The following is a 19,117-nucleotide window of genomic DNA, read 5'->3' as shown; positions in this document are numbered from 1 at the left end:
TCCCCCGTGAGTTCCCCGTCGGCGACTCTTAGGCGGACAATTCACGCCCGCCAAGGGGATATCAGGCAGATTCTATGCCAGCCTGCTGCGTCGCGACCAGGCGGGCGAACGCCCCCCCCTGGGCAAGCAGCGCCTGATAGGGCCCCTGCTCGACGACCCGACCGTGCTCGAACACGACGACCTGGTCGGCATCGCGGATGGTCGACAGGCGATGGGCGATCACGAAGGTCGTACGGCCCTGCATCAGGATCTTCAGCGCCTTCTGGATTCGCGCCTCGGTGACCGAGTCGAGGGCGCTGGTCGCCTCGTCCAGGATCAGGATCGGCGGATTCTTGAGCAATGCGCGGGCAATCGCGAGCCGCTGGCGTTCGCCACCCGAGAGCGTGGTGCCGCGCTCGCCGACCAGCGTTTCATAGCCCTGCGGCTGGCGCATGATGAAGTCATGCGCCTCGGCGAGCCTGGCAGCCTCCTCCAGCTCGGCCTGCGTGGCGTCGGGCTTGCCGATGCGCAGATTGTCGGCGATCGAGCGGTAGAACATGGTGCTGTCCTGGAACACCACGCCGATGTTCCGGCGCAGCGATTCCAGCTTGATGTCGCGATGGTCGACGCCGTCGATGCGGATCACGCCCGACTGGGCGTCCCACATGCGGTGCAGCAGCGACAGCGCGGTGCTCTTGCCGGCGCCGGTGGGACCGACGAAGGCCACCGTCGATCCGGTCGGCACCTTCAGCGAGAAATGGACCAGCGCCGGCCGCTTGCCGTCGTAGGAGAAGTTGATGTCGTCGAACTCGACATCGCCCCGGGCGCGGCCGATGTCGATGCCGTTCGGCTTGTCCGGCACGCTCGACTGCGAATCCAGCACGCGGAAGAAATCGCCCAGCGACGGCATCTGGAAGAAGATGCGGCTGACGAAGCCCGAGGCCTGGTCCATGCGGCCGATCAGCATAGTGGCGAAGCCCATGAAGCTCACGATCTCGCCGACCGTCGCCTCGCCACGCGTATAGAGCCAGGTGCCCAGTACGAAGATCGCGATCACGGTGACCGTCGAGGCGGCGCGCGTCATCACCGACAGGAGCGCCCACCAGTTCAGCACCGGGAACTGCGCCTGCAGCGTCTGGCCGATGATGCGGTGCATCTCGCTGGTCTCGGCGCCCAGCCGCACGAAGCTCTGGATGAGGCTGATGTTGCCCAGCGCGTCGCCCGCCCGGCCCGCAAGCTCGCTGTGAAGATCCTCTACCTTGTGCTGCAACCGGTCGGTCTTGCTGACCACCCAGACGTTGGTGATGGCGAAGAACAGGATCAGGACGAGCAGCAGGAGGCCCAGCCGCCAGTTCATGAACATGCTGAGCGGCAGCATGATGAACAATGCCACCAGAGTCGCCAGGTTCTCGCGGAAGAAGGACAGCCAGATGCCGAACAGGTTGTCGACGCCGGTCAGCATGATCTTGATCAGCCGACCGGAATGCTGGGTGTTGTGAAACGAGAACGGCAGCATCAGCAGATGCTGGAAATAGGTCGCCATCGCGCCCAGACGGCGGCGATGGGCCATGCGGTCGGCCTGCAGCGAGACCACCATGTTGGCGGCGATACCGCCTAGCCCGACCAGGGCCCACAGGCCGAGGATCTCGCGCGCGTCCTGCCACAGGACATCGACGGGCTTGTCGCGGGCGGTGGACAGCAGGTCGATGACCTTGCCGAACAGCACCGGCTCGTAGAATTGCAGGGCGGCCACCACGACGTTGGCGATGGCCAGCGTGATCGCCAGGCGCTTCTCGGCCCGGAGCAGGCCGATGACGCGGCCATAGACGCGGAAGAATTCCATCTGCTTCGTCCGCGTCCGTTCCTGTCAGGCTTTCGGGTCGAGGAAGCGCTCGACGGTGCGAACGAAGAAGCTCACGCCGAACGGGATGGCCATGTCGTTGAAGTCGTAGCGCGAGTTGTGCAGGCTGACCGTACCGGGACCTCCGCCGTTGCCCAGCCACACCATGGCGCCGGGCACCTTCTCCAGCATGTAGGAGAAGTCCTCGGCCCCCATGCTCGGCCGCGTATTGTCCTGGACCGCATGGTCGCCGCAGACCCCGGCGGCAACGTCGGCGGCGAAGCGGGCCTGCTCGACGTCGTTCACGGTCGGCGGATAGCCCGGCTTGTGCTCGACCTCGATCTTGACGCCGTGCATCCGGGCGGCGCCCTCGCAGATCTCGTCGATGCGCCGCTTCACCAGCTCGCGGTTCGCAGGCGTCGTCGTGCGCGTCGTACCACCGATATGCGCGTCGCCGGGAATGACGTTGTAGGCAGAGCCTGCATGGAAGAAGCCGACGGTCACGACGCCCGAATCGATCGGGTCGATGTTGCGCGAGACGATGGTCTGGAGCGCCATCACGATATTCGCGCCGACGACCATGGGATCGAGCGTGGAATGCGGATGGGCGGCATGACCGCCCTTGCCGGTGATGCGGATGTCCCAGCGGTCGGCAGCGGCCAGCAGCGGCCCGCCCTTGGTGACGATGTGGCCGACCGGGACGCCGGGCTTGTTGTGGATCGCGAACACCGCGTCGCAGGGGAACTTCTCGAACAGCCCGTCCTCGATCATCACCTTGGCGCCGCCGCCACCCTCTTCCGCCGGCTGGAAGATGAAGTGGACGGCGCCTTCGAAGTTCCGCGTCTCGCTGAGCACCTTCGCGGCACCCAGCAGCATGGCGGTGTGACCGTCATGGCCGCAGGCATGCATCCGGCCGGGACTGGTCGACCGGTGCGCGAAATCGTTGGCTTCGTCCATCGGCAGGCAGTCCATGTCGGCGCGCAGCCCGATCGACTTCAGCGAGTTGCCCTTGCGCAGAGTCCCGACCAGGCCGGTCTTGCCCAGGCCTCGCGTCACCTCCAGCCCCCATTCCTGCAGCTTGGCCGCCACCACGTCGGACGTGCGGTTCTCCTCGAAGGCGAGTTCGGGATGGGCATGGATGTCGCGGCGGATGGCCGAGATCTCGCCCTGGATTTCGAGTGAACGCGGCAGAACAGGCATCGGGTACTCCGGTTGGAACCTGAGTCATCTTAGCCCAAAGTGCCGGACATGTTGTCCCTTAACGAAATCGAGGCTGCAGCGGCCCTCGTGCATGCCGCGATGCCGCCGACGGCACAATATGCGTGGCCCCTGCTTTCGCGGCGCACAGGATGCGAAACCTGGGTCAAGCACGAGAACCATACCCCGACCGGCGCCTTCAAGGTGCGCGGCGGGCTGGTCTACATGGACCGCCTGAAGCGCAGATCGCCCCACACTGGCGGCGTCGTCAGTGCCACCCGCGGCAATCACGGCCAGAGCATTGCGCTGGCGGCGGCCCGCAACGGCATCGCCGCCACCATCGTCGTGCCCCACGGCAATTCGGTCGAGAAGAACGCCGCCATGCGCGCCTTCGGGGCGGAACTGGTCGAGGCCGGGAGCGATTTCGATGCCGCCAGGGAGGCGGCGATGAAGCTGGCCGGAGAGCGCGGCCTTGCCATGGTGCCGTCGTTCCATCGCGACCTGGTGGCGGGCGTCGCCTCCTATGCGCTCGAACTGTTCCGCGCAGCGCCGCCGCTCGACACGGTCTATGTGCCGATCGGGCTGGGCTCCGGCATCTGCGGCACGATCGCGGTGCGCGACGCGCTCGGATTGAAGACGAAGGTGGTCGGAGTCGTCTCGACTGAGGCGCCGGCCTACGCCCTGTCCTTCGCTGCCGGCAGGGTTGTGGCCACCAACAGCGCCGACACAATGGCCGACGGCATGGCCGTGCGCGGCCCCGACGCGGAGGCGCTCAACGTTATTCTGAGGGGCGCGGACCGGATCGTGCAGGTGAGCGACGCCGAGATCGGCGCGGCGATGCGGGCTTATTACGAGGACACACACCAGCTCGCGGAAGGCGCCGGCGCCGCTGCGCTGGCGGCGCTCCTGCAGGAGCGGGATCGGGTCGCGGGCCAACGGATCGGCCTGATCCTGAGCGGCGGCAACATCGATCGGCCGGTCTACCTGCGCACGCTCGCCGGCGGTTGAGGCGCCCAGACGAGGTCGCTCTTCACCGCCTGCATGATGAAGGAGGAGCGCGTTCCGCGGACACCGGGCATGCGCAGCAGCGCCTTCATGGCGAACTCGCTGAAGCTCGCGAGATCCGGCGCCAGGATGTGCAGCAGGAAATCCATGTCGCCGGTCACGGCATAGCAGGCCACCACCTCGGGGCGCGCGCGGATCGCCGCTTCGAAGGCCTCGACGGTCTTCTCGGAATGATTGTCGAGCGTCACCTGCACCATGGCCTGAAGGGCGAGCCCCACGGCCGGCGGTGAGACCAGGGCGGCATAGCGCTCGATCACCCCCTCTTCCTCCAGCCGCTTGACGCGCCGCTGGCAGGGCGTCGGCGACAGGCCCACCCGCCCGGCGAGATCGACCATCGGCAGCCGACCTTCGGCCTGCAGGGTAGCGACGATACGTCTGTCGATGTCATCCAGCTCGATCATGGGGACAATCCCTCAAATATTCGTCTCTTTTAGATGATATCTCTGAAATCGTTCATCCCGAAGGCCCACTTCGCCGGGATTCACCAGCCGGCAAGCCCCATATTCACCCCATGAGCATTGCACCCCTCGAGAGCCTGCGCGGCGACTATGCCGGCGTGGCGCCGGACTGGACCGCGCCGCAGCATCCCGACCTGCATTCCGATGAAGACCAGGCCGTGTGGCGGCTGCTGGTGCAGCGCCAACGGGCCCTTGCCGAGCGATATGCCTGTGCGGAGGTCCTGGAGGGGCTCGAGGCGATCGGGCTGGGCGACACCATTCCCGACTTTGCGGAGGTCAATGCACGGCTTCAGCCGCTCACCGGCTGGCGCATCGTCGGCGTGCCCGGGCTGATTCCCGACGCCGCCTTCTACGACCATCTCTCCCATCGCCGCTTTCCGGTGACGGTCTGGATCCGCAAGCGCGAGGAGATCGACTATCTGGTCGAGCCCGACCTGTTCCACGACTTCTTCGGCCATGTGCCGCTGCTCACAAATCCGGTGTTCGCGGATTACATGCAGGACTATGGCCGGCGAGGTGTCGAAGCGGGCCCCAACGTCCATCTGCTGGCCCGCCTCTACTGGTTCACCGTCGAATTCGGCCTGATCCGCACGACGCAGGGACTTAAGGCCTATGGCGCCGGCATTCTGTCCTCCGCCGCCGAAGTGAAGCACGCGATCGAGGGCGAAGGTGTCGAGCGGGTTCCCTTCGATGCGACGGTGGCGATGAACCGCCCCTACGAGATCGACAGGCTGCAGAGCACCTATTTCGTGCTCGACGATTTCAGCCAGCTCATGGACCGGCCGAAGCATTGAAACTCGCCATGAAAACCCGTCGTCTCGACCGAAGCGCCGAAGGCGCGTAGCGGAGAGACCTTCCCTCTACGAATAGCCGGCTTTTGGTTGAGGGAAGGTCTCTCCGCTACGCCTCGCTGCGCGAGGCTTCGGTCGAGACGACGTGATTCTTTAACTCAGTACGACCAGCCCATCGACGGCGACGACGCCCTCGCCTTCACGCTTCACCAGCAGCGGGTTGATCTCCGCCTCTGCCACGTCGGCGAACTGCCTGTGCGCCAGTGCGGAGAAGGCGGCGATCGTCTTTGCCAGCGCGGCGACATCGCCCTTCGGCAGGTTGCGATAGCCGCGGATGGTCGCCAGCCCCTTCACCTCGGCGATCATCTGCAGCGCTTCGCTCTCATCGACAGGTGCGAGGCGTGTCGAGGCGTCCTTGTAGATCTCGGCCAGTACGCCGCCGAGGCCGACGGTAATGGTCGGACCCACCAGGGGATCGCGACGGTAGCCCAGGATCACTTCGACGAGCCCGCGCTCCATCTTCTGCACGAGGAAGCCCTGCAACCGCGCCGCCGGCGCATGGGCCTTCACCCGCTTCTCGATCTCGCGCGCGGCGACGGCGGCGGTCTGACCATCGGGAATGCCGAGCGCCACGCCGCCCGCTTCGGTCTTGTGAGGGATATCCACCGACAGAATCTTCAGCACGACAGGCGAGCCGACCGCGCCGACGGCAGCGGCGACGCGCCGGACATCTGGGACCGCCACAGACTTGGCCATCGGCACGCCGAGCGCGGCGAAGAAGTCCGCGGCGCGGCGCTCGTCGAAGCCCGACGCACGACCTGCCTCCAGCGCCGCGATCGCGTCGATGGCCGGTTCGGCCAGGCGCGGCACGGGTTGCGGCGGCGTCCGCAGGAGACAGAGCGCCATCGCCTCGGCGCAGGATTCGGGATGGCGGAAGGCCGGCACGCCTGCCGCCGTCAGCAGCGCCAGCGACGTCTCGGCCGACGGCGTCAGCGCCACGGCGAAGGGTTTCGCCGACCCCGCGAAGCGCAGCAGCGGCTCGACGGCGAGCTCGGGATTGAACTGCGCCGAGGAGCCGACCACGAAGATCACCGCATCGTTGCCGTCGTCGGCCAGCAGGCGCTCGATCGTGCCGGCCACGATCTCGGGCTTGGCGCCCGCCAGGGTGAGATCGATCAGCCGGCCGTCGCCCGCCGTAATGCCGAACGGCTTCAGCCATTCCACGAGATTGTTGGGCGGTCCGACGATGTCGAGACCAGCCACCGCCATGCTGTCGACCACCATGGCCGCGCCGCCGCCGGTGGTGGTCGCCACGGCGACACGACGGCCGCTGCGCCTCGACTTCGCGTGGCCGGCCAGCAGCGACGGCACGTCGATCAGCGATTCGAACATCGAGACTCGCACGATGCCGTGACGGCGGCAGAAGGCATCGAACGTCGCATCCGAACCGGCAATGGCGCCGGTGTGGGACTTCGCGAGTTCCTGGCCGATGTCGGAGCGGCCGAGCTTGTAGGCGATCACCGGCTTGCCGGCCTCATGTGCGCGACGCGCCGCGCGCGCCAGCCGCTCGCCATCGCGCAAGGTCTCCATGAACAGCAGGATGGCCTTTGTCTTGGGATCGTCGACCAGCAGGTCCGCGATCTCGCCGACCGCGAGGTCGACCTCGTTGCCGACGGAGATCAACCGCGAGAAGCCGATGCCGCGCGCGTCGGCCCGCGACAGCAATGCGCCGATCAGGCTGCCGCTCTGGCTCACGACAGCCCAGGCGCCGCTGCGCAACTTGTCCACGGCAAAGGCGGCATTGGCCGTCAGCGCCATGGCGGGATCGGTGCTCACCGTGCCGATGCTGTTGGGACCGACGAGACGGATGCCGGTCTCGCGCACGACGCTCGACAGCTCGTCCTGCAGCGAGGCGCCGGCCGCACCTGCATCGGCGAAGCCACCGGCCAGGATCGACGCCACCTTGACGCCGCGCCGGCCGCAATCGGCGAGCGCGCGCACCGCGGCCGCGCCGTTCACGAGGATGTAGGCGTGATCGATCTCGCCCGTGATCGCGTCGAGATCCTTGTAGGCCGCCTCACCCAATATTTCGCTGCGCGACGGATTGACCGGCAGGATCTCGCCGCTGAACCCATGCTTGCGCAGGAAACGCTGCGGCCGCGATGTCGTTTTGGTGACATCCGAAGAGGCACCGATCAGCGCGATACGCCGCGGCTCGAAAAGGGCGGAGAACAGGACCTTGGGATCGCTCATGGCCCGAGTATACTCCGCGCATGCTCAACCGCCGCTCCTTCGTCGCCGCGACGCTCGCCGTCGCCGCGACCCCCGCCGCCGCCCAGACGTCGGGTCAGGCCGCGCCGTGGCCCAGCAAGCCCATCAAGCTGGTCGTGCCCTATGCGCCCGGCGGCACCACCGACGTCGTGGCGCGCATGGTGGCAGAGTATCTCGGCCAGAAGCTCGGTCAGAACATCATCGTCGACAACAAACCCGGCAAGGGAGCCATGGTCGGCACCGCGATCGTCGCCAAGGCAGCCCCCGACGGCTACACGCTGCTGATGTCGGTGATCTCCGCCCTGTCGATCTCGCCCACGCTCTATGGCGGCGGCGACTTCGATCCGATGGGAGACTTCATCCATGTCTCCATCGCCTCGACCAATCCCAGCGTCCTGGTCGCCAATCCCAACTTCCAGGCCAAGACCTTCAAGGAGTTGATCGACTACGCCAAGGCCAATCCCGGCAAGGTCTCCTACGCGACCTCGGGCGCGGGCTCGAGCAATCATCTGCTGGGCGCGCGCCTCGAACAGGTGATCAGCGCGGGTCTGGTCCACGTTCCCTATCGCGGCGCCGGCCCGGCCATGATCGACACGATCGCCGGCAACGTGCCGGTGATGTTCGACTCGCTGCCCTCGGCCGCCCCGCACATCAAGGCCGGCAAGGTGAATGCGCTGGCGGTGAGCGGCGAGACGCGCAGCCCCGCCTTCCCGGACGTGCCGACCATGAAGGAACTGGGCTATCCCGACCTGATCTCCTATTCCTGGTTCGGCATCTCGGTGCCGGCAAAGACGCCGCAGCCGATCGTCGACCGCCTCGCAACCGAGATGCAGGCCGTGTTGAAGGAGCCCGCCGTCATCAAGCGCTGGGAGGAGATCGGCGCCGCAGGCAGCACGATGACGCCCGCCGAGGTGACGCGCTTCATCCAGGGCGAAATCGACAAGTGGACGCCGGTCGTGAAAGCTTCAGGCGCCAAACCGGGATAATAGAACGAAGGAGGAGATGACATGACCATCCGCCGCGTGACCTCGCCCGACGTCGCCGAACCGCCTCCCGAGCGCTGGTCGAACTGCCTCGTGGTCGATGGCGTCGCCTATGTTTCCGGCATGACCGCGCGGGGCGGCGATCCCGAGGCGCTGGGCAAGATGGACGAGTACGCCCAGGCCAAGGTGATCTTCGGCAAGATCAAGTCGCTGGTCGAGGCCGCCGGCGGCGCCATGTCCGACGTGGTGAAGATCACGGTCTTCCTCACCCGGATTGCCAACAACACCAAGGTCTGGGAAGCCCGGCGCGAATTCTTCACCGGCGATTTCCCGGCCTCGACCCTCGTCGAAGTCAGCGCCCTCGCCGCGCCGGAAATCCTCGTCGAAATCGAGGCCATCGCCTACATCGGCAAGGGCAGGCGTTAAGCCAGCTCGATATCGTAGCGAATGAAGCCGCGGTTCACGGCCATCTTGTCGTAGAGGAGCCGCGCCGTCGTGTTGTCGGCCTGCGTCTGCCAGTAGAGGCGCGGGCAGCCTTGCGCCTTGGCCCAGTCGGCGACGGCCTGGATGAGCGCCCGCGCCACGCCCTTGCCACGCACGTCGGCCGCCGTGAACAGATCCTGCAGATAGCAGACATCGTCGGACGACGTGTTGGCGTGGATCAGGAAGTGCGTGATGCCGACCAGTCGCCCGTCGAGGCGGGCGCCCCGCGCGTGCATGCGCGTGTCTTTCGCGAACTCGTTCCAGGCGCGGTCGTACATCGCCTGCGGCAGCGTGCGCTTGTAAAAATCCATGTAGCCGCGGAACAACACTTCCCATTGCGCACGGTCGGACGGTTCGAGCTTGCCGATGGTGAGCATCAGGCGTGGCTGAACATCGTCTTGCCGGGCACCGGCATGGTCGCCTTGAGGATGGTGCCGGCCTCGACCTTCTCGCTGCGGCGCGACACCACGACATAGAGATCGTGGCCGGAGAAGGCGACGTTCGTGCAGTAGATGTCGTCACCGCAATCGACATGGTGCGTCGGCCGGCCGAGCGCATCGAAGCGCCAGGCCGTGGTGCTGGGATGGGCAATCACCAGCCCGCCCTCCTCGTCCAGCGCCATGCCGTCGGGACCGGCATGGCCGCCGCTCATCTGGATGAACAGCCCGACCTTGCTCGCCGTCCCGTCGCCCATCAGCGGCAGGCGCCATACCGCATTGCCGCGCGTAACGCCGACATAGAGCACGGTCTCGGCCTTGTTCATCACCAGCCCGTTGGGGCTGGGCACGGTGTCCACCAGCATCGTGAGCCGGCCCGCCGTGTCGTAGCGATAGACGCGGCCGGTGGGATCGTGCAGGCCGGTCTGGCCCTGGTCGGTGAAATAGAGATCGCCGTTGGCGGCAAAGAACAGGTCGTTGACGCCCTTGAAGCTCTCCGAGCCGCGCGTCTCGAGCAGCGGCGTCACCTTGCCGGTGTCGGGATCGAGCAGGACGATGCCGCGCTTGTAGTCGGTGATGAAGATGCGGCCGTCCTTGTGGATCTTGAGCCCGTTCGGCCAGCCGTCATATTCGGCCACCAGGGTCCATTCGCCCGCCGGGCTGATGCGGAAGACACGGCCGAACGGAATGTCGGTGACGTAGAGATTGCCGGCGCGGTCGAAGCTCGGCCCCTCGAGGAAGGAATCGAGCAACTGCCCGACCGCATTGGCATCGCCCCACGATGTGCGCGAGGGCTTGCGGAACCGGTCCGGCAACCGTGTGAACTCGGTCGCGGGAACGGGCTTGGTCATTCCGTACATGATGTCTCTCTCCCGGAGGCATTGTCTTGTTGCTCTCCCCCTCCCTGCCCTCCCCCGTCTGACGGGCGAGGCGGCCGAAGGCCGGAGGGGGAAAGCCGCAGACGAGGTCTAAGCCGCTTTCACTTCACGTTCGGCCTTCAGCGCCCGCACGGTCTGACGCAACGCGTGGACCGTCTTCTCGATCTCGGCGCCGCCATGCATGGCCGAGACGAAGCCGCCGGGCGAGCCCATGACGTCGACGCCGTGGGTCATCAGGCCCATGCGGATCTTGCCGGTGAGCGGACCCGCCCCGCGCGCACCCTTGAGCTTCTCGATCGGCACCTTCAGCGGATCGAAGTTCGCGGGATCGATCGGATCGCCGTAGGGATTGGGATAGATCAGGAAGGTCGAGCTCTGGCCGTAGATGCCCCACGGCACGCCTTCCTGCACCAGCACCTCGGTCATCGCCGCGCGCAGCTCGGCCGCCGTCCTGTTGGCCTTCTCGGCGAGGTCCTCGTCACGCACCAGCGAGAGGGCGGTGACGGCCGCGGCGGCGGAAAGCGGGTTGGCGTTGAAGGTGCCGGGATGGAGAATGCGCTCGATCTTGCGGGCCGCGGTCGCGACGTGATCGATGCGATCCATGATCTCGCGTTTGCCCGAGACCGCGCCGCCCGGCAGGCCGCCGGCCACGATCTTGGCCTGGATGCAGAGGTCGGGTGTGATGCCGAACGCCTTCTGCGCGCCGCCCGAGGACCAGCGATAGCCGGTGATGACCTCGTCCATCAGCATGACGACGCCCTTCTTCGCCGTGGCATCGCGCACCGCCTGGATGAAGCCCGGCGGCAGCGGCACCTGGCCCCACGACGCACCCGACGGCTCGAACATGACGGCGGCGATATCGTCACGCTCCTCGATCACCTTCACGACCGCGGCGACGTCGCTGCTCGGCATGACGATCGAGAGCGAACTCACCTCCTGCGGCACGCCGGGAGTCGTGCCGCCGTCATAGGTCGCGCCCGCGCCGGCCGTCACATGGTCGTGCCAGCCGTGGAAGTGGCCGAGGAATCGGAGGATCTTGTCCTTGCCCGTGTGGGCGCGCGCGAGGCGGATCGCCATGTGTGAGGCCTCGGTGCCCGACGCGGTGAAGCGCACGCGCTCGGCGCAGGGCGTCAGCTCGCAGACCAGCTCGGCCCAGCGCACTTCCAGCTCGTGGCTGGAGCCGTAATGCGTGCCGAGTTCGATCTGGCGCTTCACGGCCTCGACGACGGCGGGATGCGAATGGCCGAGCAGCATGGCGCCGTGGCCGCCGAAATAGTCGACATACTCGTTGCCGTCGACGTCCCACTTGCGCGGGCCCGCGGCGCGCGAGACGTGGATCGAATACGGGTCGAGGTAGCGTGCATCATGGGTGATGCCGCTCGGCAGCACCTTGTGGGCGCGCTCGAACAGCGCCGCCGACTTGCCGGTCTTCGCCTTGTAGTCGGCGACCACGGCCGAGTTCGTCTGCGATGAATCTTTCTCTTGCACGGTCATACTTCCCCTCAACCCAGCTAATGGCAGAGCATCGCTTGTCTCGCTTGTTTCGCCAAGGGGCTCGCGTCACAGTCCGCCGTCTCAAGGTGGAGGAACGCCGTGAACGCCAAGCCCCGTGGCCGTCAATTCTTCAACAATCCCGGCCCGACCAACATTCCAGACCGGATCCTTCGCGCGATGGATCGGCCCGTAATCGATTTCATGTCTGAGGAGTTCATCGCGATCCATCACGCCTGCCACAACGGCGTGAAGCGGGTGCTCAAGACCGACCAGAACCTGTTCATGTATTCCTCGACCGGCCACGGCGCCTGGGAAGCCGCGCTGGCCAACCTGTTCTCGCCCGGAGAAACCGTGCTGATGGTCGAGACCGGCTACTTCTCCGAGAGCTGGACCGAGATGGCGCACCATCTCGAGATCAAGGTCGAGACGATCCCCGCCGACCAGCGCCAGGGCGCCGATATTTCGCGGATCGCCGAGCGTCTCGCCGCCGACAAGGATCACACGATCAAGGCGGTCCTAACCGTCCACAACGAGACCGCGACCGGCATGGTCCTGCCGCTGGCCGAGGTGCGGCGTGCCATCGACGAGGCGAAGCATCCGGCGCTGCTGCTCAGCGACACGATCTCGTCGCTTGCCAGCATGGAATACAAGATGGACGCCTGGGGCATCGACCTCACGGTCGGCGGCAGCCAGAAGGGGCTGATGTTGCCCACCGGCATGTCGATGACCGGCGTCAGCAACAAGGCGCTGGAAGTGTCGCGCAAGTCGAAGACGCCGCGCCACTACTGGAGCTGGGAGATGATGACCGGTCGCGCGCCGCAGAAATTCGTCGGCACCGCGCCCGTGCACATGTTCTTCGGCCTGCAGGAATCGCTGAAGATGCTGGAGGAGGAAGGCCTGGATGCGGTGTTCGCGCGCCATGCCCGGCTGGCGGAGGCGACGCGCGCCGCGGTGCGCGTGTGGGGTTCCGACGGCAAGGGACCGCAGCTCTTCTGCCAGAACGAGGAGCGTCTCTCGAACTCGGTGACCGCGGTCGCGATGCCCGAGGGCGTCAGCTCCGATCCGCTGCGCAAGGCCGCCATCGATCGCTTCAACCTGTCGCTGGGCGGCGGGCTGGGCAAGATGATGGGCAAGATGTTCCGCATCGGCCACATGGGCGACCTCAACGAGCCGATGCTGCTGGGCTGCCTCGCCACGACCGAACTCGCGATGAAGGCCTCGGGCGTGCCGTTCGTCTCCGGCGGCGTCGAAGCGGCGATCGAATCGCTGTCGGGCTAGATCCCTCGCAAAGGCTCGGGATGACGGCCGCGGGCCGTCAGAACGCCGGCGTCTTGCCGGCGAGCGCTGCGACGAACGCTTCCGGCTTCAGGGCCGAAAGCGGCGTGCGACCGGTCACGGCAACGTCGAGCTTGACGCCGACGACAGCTACGAATTTCAGCGTGTCGGGGTTGAAGGCGTAGAGCTGGCCCACCGTCAGGTTGAACCACCAGGCGTGCAGGGTCAGCGTGCCGGCCTTCACCCGCTCCGCGATCCAGCGATAGCCCATCAGATTGTTGACGCTATTCACGACGGCGGCCTGTTCGACGGCGCGCGTGACCTCGTCGCGCGGCCGGCCCTTGAGTTCCTCGACGACGCGGTCGCGCGTATCCTGCGCAATGCTGGTCCAGGTCGAGAGGTAATCGTAGTGCGCATAAGCGCCCCGGCTGCCGTCGACCAGCGCGCCGATGCCACCGCACAGCGCGTGACCCAGAACGACGATGTGCTCGACGCCGAGGCCGCGGACGGCGAACTCGATGGCGGCCGAGGTGCCGTGATGGCGCTCGTCGGGAGGGATCTGGGCCGGCGGCACCATCGCCGCCACGTTGCGCACGGTGAAGATGTCGCCCGGCTTTGTCTGGGTGAGGATCCCCGGATCGACCCGCGCATCGGAACAGCCGATGATCAGGATCTTGGGCGACTGGCCTTCCGTCGCCAGCTTCTCGAACAGGTCGAGATGCTCCTGATAGTAGTCAACCCGGAAATCCGCGAAGCCCTTGAGAAGCCGTTCGAATGCCATGCCCTGCCTATGCCCGTTTGCGGCCCAAGGCGACATAGACGATGATGTCGCGGCGCACAAATCAGCACACTGGATGACATGACCGAAGAACTGCTTTTCGAGAAGCGTGGCGAGATCGGCTGGGTGACCTTCAACCGACCCAAGGCGCGTAATGCCCTGACTTTCGCAATGTACGAAGGTCTGGCTGAGATCTGCGCCCGTGTCGGCAAGACCGGTGAAGTCCGTGTCCTGGTAGTCACCGGCGGTGGCGACAAGGCCTTTGCGGCTGGCACCGACATCGCCCAGTTCCAGAGCTTCGAGAACGGCGAGGACGGCATCGCCTACGAGCAGAAGATGGATCGCATCCTGGGTGAGATCGAGCGCTGCAGCGTGCCGACCATCGCCGCCATCAACGGCTTCTGCACCGGCGGCGGCGCGGCGATCGCGGCGGTCTGCGACCTCAGGATCGGGTCGGCCAGCGCCCAGTTCGGCTTCCCGATCGCGCGCACCCTCGGCAACTGCCTGTCGATGGCCAACTATGCCCGGCTGGCGGCACTGATCGGCCCCCAGAGGGTCAAGGAGATGGTGCTGCTCGCCAGGCTGATGGACGCGCCGGCAGCGCTGGCCTGCGGGCTGATCAGCGAACTGCTGCCCGACCAGGCGGCCCTGCTCGCCCGCGCCGGGGAACTGGCGAAAACCGTTGCCGGCCACGCCCCCCTCACGATGCAGGTCACCAAGGAGGCGCTGCGGCGCCTGCAGGTACGACTGGGCGACGAGAACATCGACGATCTCGTCAGACTGGCTTACGGTAGCGCCGACTTCCGCGAGGGCATGGCGGCCTTCCTGGGGAAGCGGGCACCCAAATGGTCAGGCGCCTGAGAGTGGAATGTTACGGAGGACGTAGATGAAGCGGATTGCCATACTCTCTTTGGTTCTTGGAATGGGCGCTGCCGTCGCCGCCTGCCAGAACCCGCAGCAGGTGATCGCGAACAAGGAAGACATGATGGTGGCGGCGGGCTTCAAGTTCGTGCCCGCGAACACGCCGCAGCGTCAGGCGGCGTTCAAGAACCTGCCGCCGCACAAATTCTCGCGCGAGATCAAGAACGGCCAGGTGTTCTACGTCTATCCGGACCCGACGGTGTGCGTGTGCATCTATGTCGGCAACGCGGCCGCCTACGGAAAGTACCGCAACAACATGTTCCAGAAGAACCTGGCGGACGAGCAGCAGATGACGGCCGACGAGAACGCGATGAACGACTGGGATTGGGGCCCCTGGGGCGGTTACCCGTATCCGGGTTGGTACTACTAGGCCAAGGCTAGACACGTCTTCCCAAGAGGAAGAGTGCGATCGCGGCCGCCTGGATCAGGGCGGCCGCGACGAACACCAGCATCCCTTCCGCTGGTGACAGCGTCCGCAGCCAGCCGAAAGCGGCCGGCGCGAATGCATAGGTTCCCTGCCCGACCGCCACGATCAACGGCACGACGCGCTGAACGTCGGCCCTGCTGAATTCGACCTGTGCGATCAGCGGCGGCAGCGACGTGGTATTGCCGATGCCGGCGCCGAACAGCAGCACGCCCGCCACGAGCAACACCATATCGGTTCCGCCTGCGAAGAGCAGGGCCAGCGATCCCACGATCTGCACGACGTGGCTCGCGCAGGCGACCACCCGCCGATCGCTTCCTTGTGGCATCAACCAGCCCACCAGCGTCCGGCCCGCGATCGCCGCCGCCGTCGCCAATCCCAAGAGGACGCCGGCCGCCGGTCCGCCGAGCACCGGCACCAGCAGCGAAAAGAGATGGGCGATCAGGCCGATCTGCGCGAACAGGCCGAGCGCCATTGCCGCGGCAAGGGTGAGGAAGCGCCGGTCGCGCCACAGCAGCACGCCCGGCAGGGTGCGCTCCACCAGTGCGGTCGTGCCGGCAATGGGCGTCAGGGTCTCGCCGTCCTGGACCTGCCCGAGCGACCGAGGCGTGTGCGCGAAGACTCGGTCGGCGAGGACCCAGACGATGACGATCATGATCGCGCCGATGACCGCCGCCGCGACCGGAAAGCCGAGCGCGGTGATGGCCGCGACCCACAGCGGAGAAAAGACGACGCCACCGATGCTGGCGCCGTTATAGGCCATCGAGAGGACCGAAGCTTCATGACCTGTCGTCCTGAGCGTGAGCGAAGGACCTTGCGGATCGACCAGTGCACTCCCTGGCGAAGGAGAGATCCTTCGCTTCGCTCAGGATGACAAAGGGTCAGAAACTCGCCTCGACGGCACCGAGGCCCACGAACTCGCCGCGCGCGTGAGAGCCCGGTGGGAAATAGAGGAGACCGGTCCACGAGCCCGTCGTGATCGCCTGCCCTGCCCGAAGGCCGCCGCGACGGCGGACCGCGTGGTCGATCATCCAGGCGAGCGGACGCACCGGATCGATGGCGCCGAGGCCGCCCTTCTGTTCGACGATCGTCTTGCCGTCGACCACCAGCTTCACCTGCAGGTTCGGCCAGTCGAGCGACGTCCAGTTGCCGATCCGATCACCCGCGACAAGCGCATGGTTCATCTGGTTGTCGGCCAGCAGCCACTCAGGATCGGCGTTCTTGAAATCGGCGAGGCGCGTGTCGACGATCTCCATGCCGACGAAGGCATCGCCCACCGCCGCAAGCGCCTCCTCGCGCTCGACCGGCGCGGCGCGGGCTGCGATGTCGCGCGCGATGTGGAAGGAGATCTCGACCTCGACGCCGATCATGTGCATCGCCCTGCCGTCGAAGCGCGCCGGCGACGGCACCAGCGCGCCCTTGAGCAGCGGCGCGGGATTGGGCTCGGCGGTCGGCGTGCGCGCGCCGACCTTCCAGCCGGCGACAGGGCCGGTGGCCGCCGCAACGCCGTCCTGGATCGCATAGACCGCAGCGCGGTCCTTCAACGCAAAAGGCGGCGTCGCCTGGCGGCCCGAACTGCGCGCTTCGAGGAGGGTCCGCACCGCGTGGGAAATGTCCTGGCTCATGCTAAGCTCTCACAAAACGACAAGGAAAGTGGAGAGGAGACGATGCCCTACGCCAGCGGCCGCGTCATTCACGACGCCGATGCCCACATCATGGAAGTGCCCGGTTTCCTCGAGGAGCATCTGGAGGCGAGACACCGCGCGACGGTCACCGACCAGGTCCTGTTCCCGCGCCACGAGGGCTTCCACAGCACGCGTCTCAAGGCCGATCCCGCGCAGGAATTCGATGAAACGCAGATCATGCTGCGCAAGAACTGGGAGGCGCTGGGCTCGTCGAGCCGCCGGGACCGCCCGCGCTCGATCGACCTGCTGGGCTTCGCCAGCCAGCTCATGTTCACCACGGCACTGCTCAACTACTCCTCGGTGCTGGAAGGCGGACGCGACGTCGAGCTGACCTATGCGGTGGCGCGCGCCCATACGCGCCACATGGTCGAGTTCTGCTCGGTCGACCGGCGCCTGCTGCCGACCGGCTATGTGCCGCTGGTGGATTTCGATCGCACCGCGCGGGCCGCTCGCGAGGCGATCGAACTCGGCGCCAAGGCCTTGATGATCCCGTCGCGCTGTCCCGACGGCCATTCGCCGAGCCATATCGGCTTCGATCCGCTGTGGGCCATTGCACAGGAAGCCGGCCTGCCGATCGTTTTCCATGTCGGTGGCGGCGGCAAGCTCCTGGAAGAGGCCTGGTTCAACAACGGCCTGCCGCCGGTGCCCGACTTCCACGGCGGCGACGACAATTTCAAGTCGATCGACTACATGGCGATTGCCTATCCGCCGATGAAGGCGCTGACGGCGCTGGTCGTCGACCGCGTGCTCGACCGCTTCCCGGCGCTGAAATTCGGCGTCATCGAGCAGGGCGCGTCCTGGGTGCCGGGCTGGATGCGCAACATGGACAGCGCCCACAACGCCTTCTATCGCAACGAGGAGCGGCTGCAGAAGATGTCGCTGAAGCCCAGCGAGTTCGTGCAGCGCCAGATCAGGGTCACGCCCTACCCGCACGAGGATGCGGGTTGGATCATCGCCAACACCGGCGACGAGGTCTGCCTCTTCTCCTCCGACTATCCGCATGTCGAGGGCGGCCGCCATCCCATCAAGCGCTTCGAGGCGTCGATGGAGAAAGCCGGCACAAGCGAGGCGCAGAAGCAGCGCTTCTATTGCGACAATTTCATCGACCTGATGGGCGCCGGTCTCGCGCCCGAACTCCGTCACCCCGTACAGGCAGCCGCATGACCTATTCGACGCTTCTCACCGAACGCACCGGGCCCGTCCTCAAGATCACGACCAACCGGCCGGAGGTGCTGAACGCGCAGAGCCGGGTCCTGCTCGAGGAACTCGACCATGCCTTCCAGGCGGCGGTCGACGACGACGACGTGCGGGTCATCATCCTGGCCGGCGCCGGCAAGCATTTCTCGGCCGGGCACGATCTCGGCACCCCGCAGGAGATGGAGGACCAGAAGAAGACGCCGCTCGAGCCCGGCTTCAAGGGTGAGTATCGCCGCCTGTGGGAGCGCTTCTTCGAGAACACGATGCGCTGGCGCGACCTGCCGAAGCCCACCATCGCGCAGGTCCAGGGCTACTGCATCATGGGCGGCATGATGATCGCCTCGGCCTGCGACATCATCATCGCGAGCGAGGATGCGCAGTTCGCCGACCGCGCCGTGAAGTGGGGCGGCAGTCACGTGCAGTATTTCTCGATGCCGTGGGACTTCGGCCCGCGCAAGACCAAGGAGTATCTCTTCACCGGCGACTTCATCAGCGCCGCCGATGCCGAGAAAGCGGGCCTGGTGAACCGCGTGGTACCGCGGGACAGGCTCGAGGCGGAGACGATGGCGCTGGCCCAGCGGATTGCCGAGCGCGATCCCTATGCGCTGAAGCTCGCCAAGGCCTCGGTCAACGAGACCCAGGACGCGCAGGGCTGGCGACAGGCGATGGAGAATGCCTTCAAGAACTACATGCTGACCATCCCGCATCGTATCGAGATGGGAACCTACGGCCCCGCCGCCCGCGAGAAGGCGCCGAAGGATCGCTTCGGCGTGCTCAACAAGAAGCCAGGTTAGGAATCATGTTCCTCTCCCCCGATAGGGCTATCGGATTCACACATCTCATAGTCCGAGGGAGACGCCATATTTGATGGCGCGGAACTGATCGAGGCCGATGCGCATGACCTTCGGCCCTGGCTTGCCGTAGTAGCCGGTCCATCCTCCAAGTCTGGCAATGACCCAGG

19 protein-coding genes are annotated in these 19,117 nt (G+C 66.3%); 9 read left to right on the top strand and 10 right to left on the bottom strand.

Annotated features, from left to right (window positions below):
* Positions 1-61: 61 nt before the first annotated feature.
* Positions 62-1,822: a glucan ABC transporter ATP-binding protein/ permease gene (locus tag Q7V45_RS03735; protein ID WP_304847180.1), complete on the bottom strand. Its 1,761-nt coding sequence runs from the start codon at positions 1,820-1,822 to the stop codon at positions 62-64.
* Positions 1,823-1,846: 24 nt separating this feature from the next.
* Positions 1,847-3,019: a M20 aminoacylase family protein gene (locus tag Q7V45_RS03730; protein ID WP_304847178.1), complete on the bottom strand. Its 1,173-nt coding sequence runs from the start codon at positions 3,017-3,019 to the stop codon at positions 1,847-1,849.
* 48 nt (positions 3,020-3,067) lie between these two features.
* Between Q7V45_RS03730 and Q7V45_RS03725 the strand changes: the two genes are divergently transcribed.
* Complete coding sequence (locus tag Q7V45_RS03725) at positions 3,068-4,024, top strand: threonine dehydratase (protein WP_304847175.1); 957 nt, start codon at positions 3,068-3,070, stop codon at positions 4,022-4,024.
* Here the strand turns inward: Q7V45_RS03725 and Q7V45_RS03720 are convergent.
* Entirely contained in the window at positions 3,997-4,482 is a 486-nt protein-coding gene (locus Q7V45_RS03720; RefSeq protein ID WP_304847170.1) for an Lrp/AsnC family transcriptional regulator, read from the bottom strand. The genes Q7V45_RS03725 and Q7V45_RS03720 overlap by 28 nt on opposite strands.
* A gap of 110 nt (positions 4,483-4,592) precedes the next feature.
* Here Q7V45_RS03720 and phhA point away from each other — a divergent pair, with 110 nt between their 5' ends.
* Positions 4,593-5,333, top strand: a complete 741-nt coding sequence (gene phhA, locus Q7V45_RS03715; protein ID WP_304847167.1) for a phenylalanine 4-monooxygenase — start codon at positions 4,593-4,595, stop codon at positions 5,331-5,333.
* A gap of 150 nt (positions 5,334-5,483) precedes the next feature.
* On the opposite strand, the gene Q7V45_RS03710 is transcribed toward phhA, so the two are convergent.
* Positions 5,484-7,583, bottom strand: a complete 2,100-nt coding sequence (locus tag Q7V45_RS03710) for an acetate--CoA ligase family protein (RefSeq protein WP_304847164.1) — start codon at positions 7,581-7,583, stop codon at positions 5,484-5,486.
* Positions 7,584-7,603: 20 nt separating this feature from the next.
* On the opposite strand from Q7V45_RS03710, the gene Q7V45_RS03705 reads away from it, so the two are divergent.
* Entirely contained in the window at positions 7,604-8,587 is a 984-nt protein-coding gene (locus Q7V45_RS03705; RefSeq protein WP_304847161.1) for a tripartite tricarboxylate transporter substrate binding protein, read from the top strand.
* Positions 8,588-8,608: 21 nt separating this feature from the next.
* Entirely contained in the window at positions 8,609-9,010 is a 402-nt protein-coding gene (locus Q7V45_RS03700) for a RidA family protein (protein ID WP_304847158.1), read from the top strand.
* On the opposite strand, the gene Q7V45_RS03695 is transcribed toward Q7V45_RS03700, so the two are convergent.
* From Q7V45_RS03695 to Q7V45_RS03685, 3 genes are all read right to left on the bottom strand, one after another.
* Positions 9,007-9,444 carry a GNAT family N-acetyltransferase gene (locus Q7V45_RS03695; protein WP_304847155.1) on the bottom strand — a complete coding sequence of 146 codons (438 nt, stop codon included), beginning with the start codon at positions 9,442-9,444 and terminating at the stop codon, positions 9,007-9,009. The two genes, Q7V45_RS03700 and Q7V45_RS03695, sit on opposite strands and share 4 nt — an antisense overlap.
* Positions 9,444-10,364, bottom strand: coding sequence for an SMP-30/gluconolactonase/LRE family protein (locus Q7V45_RS03690; protein WP_304847152.1), 921 nt, complete (start codon positions 10,362-10,364; stop codon positions 9,444-9,446). Before Q7V45_RS03690 ends, Q7V45_RS03695 begins: the two co-directional genes overlap by 1 nt.
* A 108-nt stretch (positions 10,365-10,472) precedes the next feature.
* Positions 10,473-11,870, bottom strand: coding sequence for an aspartate aminotransferase family protein (locus Q7V45_RS03685; protein WP_304847149.1), 1,398 nt, complete (start codon positions 11,868-11,870; stop codon positions 10,473-10,475).
* A gap of 105 nt (positions 11,871-11,975) precedes the next feature.
* Between Q7V45_RS03685 and Q7V45_RS03680 the strand changes: the two genes are divergently transcribed.
* The gene (locus Q7V45_RS03680; RefSeq protein ID WP_304847145.1) at positions 11,976-13,154 is read left to right on the top strand and encodes an alanine--glyoxylate aminotransferase family protein; all 1,179 of its coding nucleotides are present in this window, start codon (positions 11,976-11,978) and stop codon (positions 13,152-13,154) included.
* Between the two features lie 37 nt (positions 13,155-13,191).
* On the opposite strand, the gene Q7V45_RS03675 is transcribed toward Q7V45_RS03680, so the two are convergent.
* Complete coding sequence (locus Q7V45_RS03675; protein ID WP_304847143.1) at positions 13,192-13,932, bottom strand: carbonic anhydrase; 741 nt, start codon at positions 13,930-13,932, stop codon at positions 13,192-13,194.
* Between the two features lie 78 nt (positions 13,933-14,010).
* Between Q7V45_RS03675 and Q7V45_RS03670 the strand changes: the two genes are divergently transcribed.
* Entirely contained in the window at positions 14,011-14,790 is a 780-nt protein-coding gene (locus Q7V45_RS03670) for an enoyl-CoA hydratase/isomerase family protein (protein WP_304847140.1), read from the top strand.
* 61 nt (positions 14,791-14,851) lie between these two features.
* Positions 14,852-15,220 (top strand): hypothetical protein, encoded by a 369-nt coding sequence (locus Q7V45_RS03665; RefSeq protein WP_304847137.1) that lies wholly within the window; start codon positions 14,852-14,854, stop codon positions 15,218-15,220.
* Between the two features lie 7 nt (positions 15,221-15,227).
* On the opposite strand, the gene Q7V45_RS03660 is transcribed toward Q7V45_RS03665, so the two are convergent.
* Positions 15,228-16,103, bottom strand: a complete 876-nt coding sequence (locus Q7V45_RS03660; protein ID WP_304847241.1) for an MFS transporter — start codon at positions 16,101-16,103, stop codon at positions 15,228-15,230.
* 52 nt (positions 16,104-16,155) lie between these two features.
* Positions 16,156-16,899, bottom strand: coding sequence for a 2-keto-4-pentenoate hydratase (locus tag Q7V45_RS03655; RefSeq protein WP_304847134.1), 744 nt, complete (start codon positions 16,897-16,899; stop codon positions 16,156-16,158).
* Between the two features lie 42 nt (positions 16,900-16,941).
* Here Q7V45_RS03655 and Q7V45_RS03650 point away from each other — a divergent pair, with 42 nt between their 5' ends.
* Entirely contained in the window at positions 16,942-18,123 is a 1,182-nt protein-coding gene (locus tag Q7V45_RS03650) for an amidohydrolase family protein (RefSeq protein ID WP_304847130.1), read from the top strand.
* Positions 18,120-18,950, top strand: a complete 831-nt coding sequence (locus Q7V45_RS03645; RefSeq protein WP_304847127.1) for an enoyl-CoA hydratase — start codon at positions 18,120-18,122, stop codon at positions 18,948-18,950. The genes Q7V45_RS03650 and Q7V45_RS03645 overlap by 4 nt, the downstream gene beginning before the upstream one ends.
* Positions 18,951-19,117 lie beyond the last annotated feature (167 nt).

The organism is Reyranella sp. (assembly GCF_030651995.1).
In the GTDB taxonomy this organism is placed as follows: Bacteria; Pseudomonadota; Alphaproteobacteria; order Reyranellales; family Reyranellaceae; genus Reyranella.
This window is presented reverse-complemented; position numbering and strand designations above follow the sequence as displayed.

Excerpts from the sequence above, each read along its gene's own strand:
- Q7V45_RS03735 (WP_304847180.1), bottom strand. The coding sequence starts at position 1,822 with ATGGAATTCTTCCGCGTCTATGGCCGCGTCATCGGCCTGCTCCGGGCC.
- Q7V45_RS03730 (WP_304847178.1), bottom strand. The coding sequence starts at position 3,019 with ATGCCTGTTCTGCCGCGTTCACTCGAAATCCAGGGCGAGATCTCGGCC.
- Q7V45_RS03725 (WP_304847175.1), top strand. The coding sequence starts at position 3,068 with ATGTTGTCCCTTAACGAAATCGAGGCTGCAGCGGCCCTCGTGCATGCC.
- Q7V45_RS03720 (WP_304847170.1), bottom strand. The coding sequence starts at position 4,482 with ATGATCGAGCTGGATGACATCGACAGACGTATCGTCGCTACCCTGCAG.
- phhA (WP_304847167.1), top strand. The coding sequence starts at position 4,593 with ATGAGCATTGCACCCCTCGAGAGCCTGCGCGGCGACTATGCCGGCGTG.
- Q7V45_RS03710 (WP_304847164.1), bottom strand. The coding sequence starts at position 7,583 with ATGAGCGATCCCAAGGTCCTGTTCTCCGCCCTTTTCGAGCCGCGGCGT.
- Q7V45_RS03705 (WP_304847161.1), top strand. The coding sequence starts at position 7,604 with ATGCTCAACCGCCGCTCCTTCGTCGCCGCGACGCTCGCCGTCGCCGCG.
- Q7V45_RS03700 (WP_304847158.1), top strand. The coding sequence starts at position 8,609 with ATGACCATCCGCCGCGTGACCTCGCCCGACGTCGCCGAACCGCCTCCC.
- Q7V45_RS03695 (WP_304847155.1), bottom strand. The coding sequence starts at position 9,444 with ATGCTCACCATCGGCAAGCTCGAACCGTCCGACCGTGCGCAATGGGAA.
- Q7V45_RS03690 (WP_304847152.1), bottom strand. The coding sequence starts at position 10,364 with ATGTACGGAATGACCAAGCCCGTTCCCGCGACCGAGTTCACACGGTTG.
- Q7V45_RS03675 (WP_304847143.1), bottom strand. The coding sequence starts at position 13,932 with ATGGCATTCGAACGGCTTCTCAAGGGCTTCGCGGATTTCCGGGTTGAC.
- Q7V45_RS03670 (WP_304847140.1), top strand. The coding sequence starts at position 14,011 with ATGACCGAAGAACTGCTTTTCGAGAAGCGTGGCGAGATCGGCTGGGTG.
- Q7V45_RS03665 (WP_304847137.1), top strand. The coding sequence starts at position 14,852 with ATGGGCGCTGCCGTCGCCGCCTGCCAGAACCCGCAGCAGGTGATCGCG.
- Q7V45_RS03655 (WP_304847134.1), bottom strand. The coding sequence starts at position 16,899 with ATGAGCCAGGACATTTCCCACGCGGTGCGGACCCTCCTCGAAGCGCGC.
- Q7V45_RS03650 (WP_304847130.1), top strand. The coding sequence starts at position 16,942 with ATGCCCTACGCCAGCGGCCGCGTCATTCACGACGCCGATGCCCACATC.
- Q7V45_RS03645 (WP_304847127.1), top strand. The coding sequence starts at position 18,120 with ATGACCTATTCGACGCTTCTCACCGAACGCACCGGGCCCGTCCTCAAG.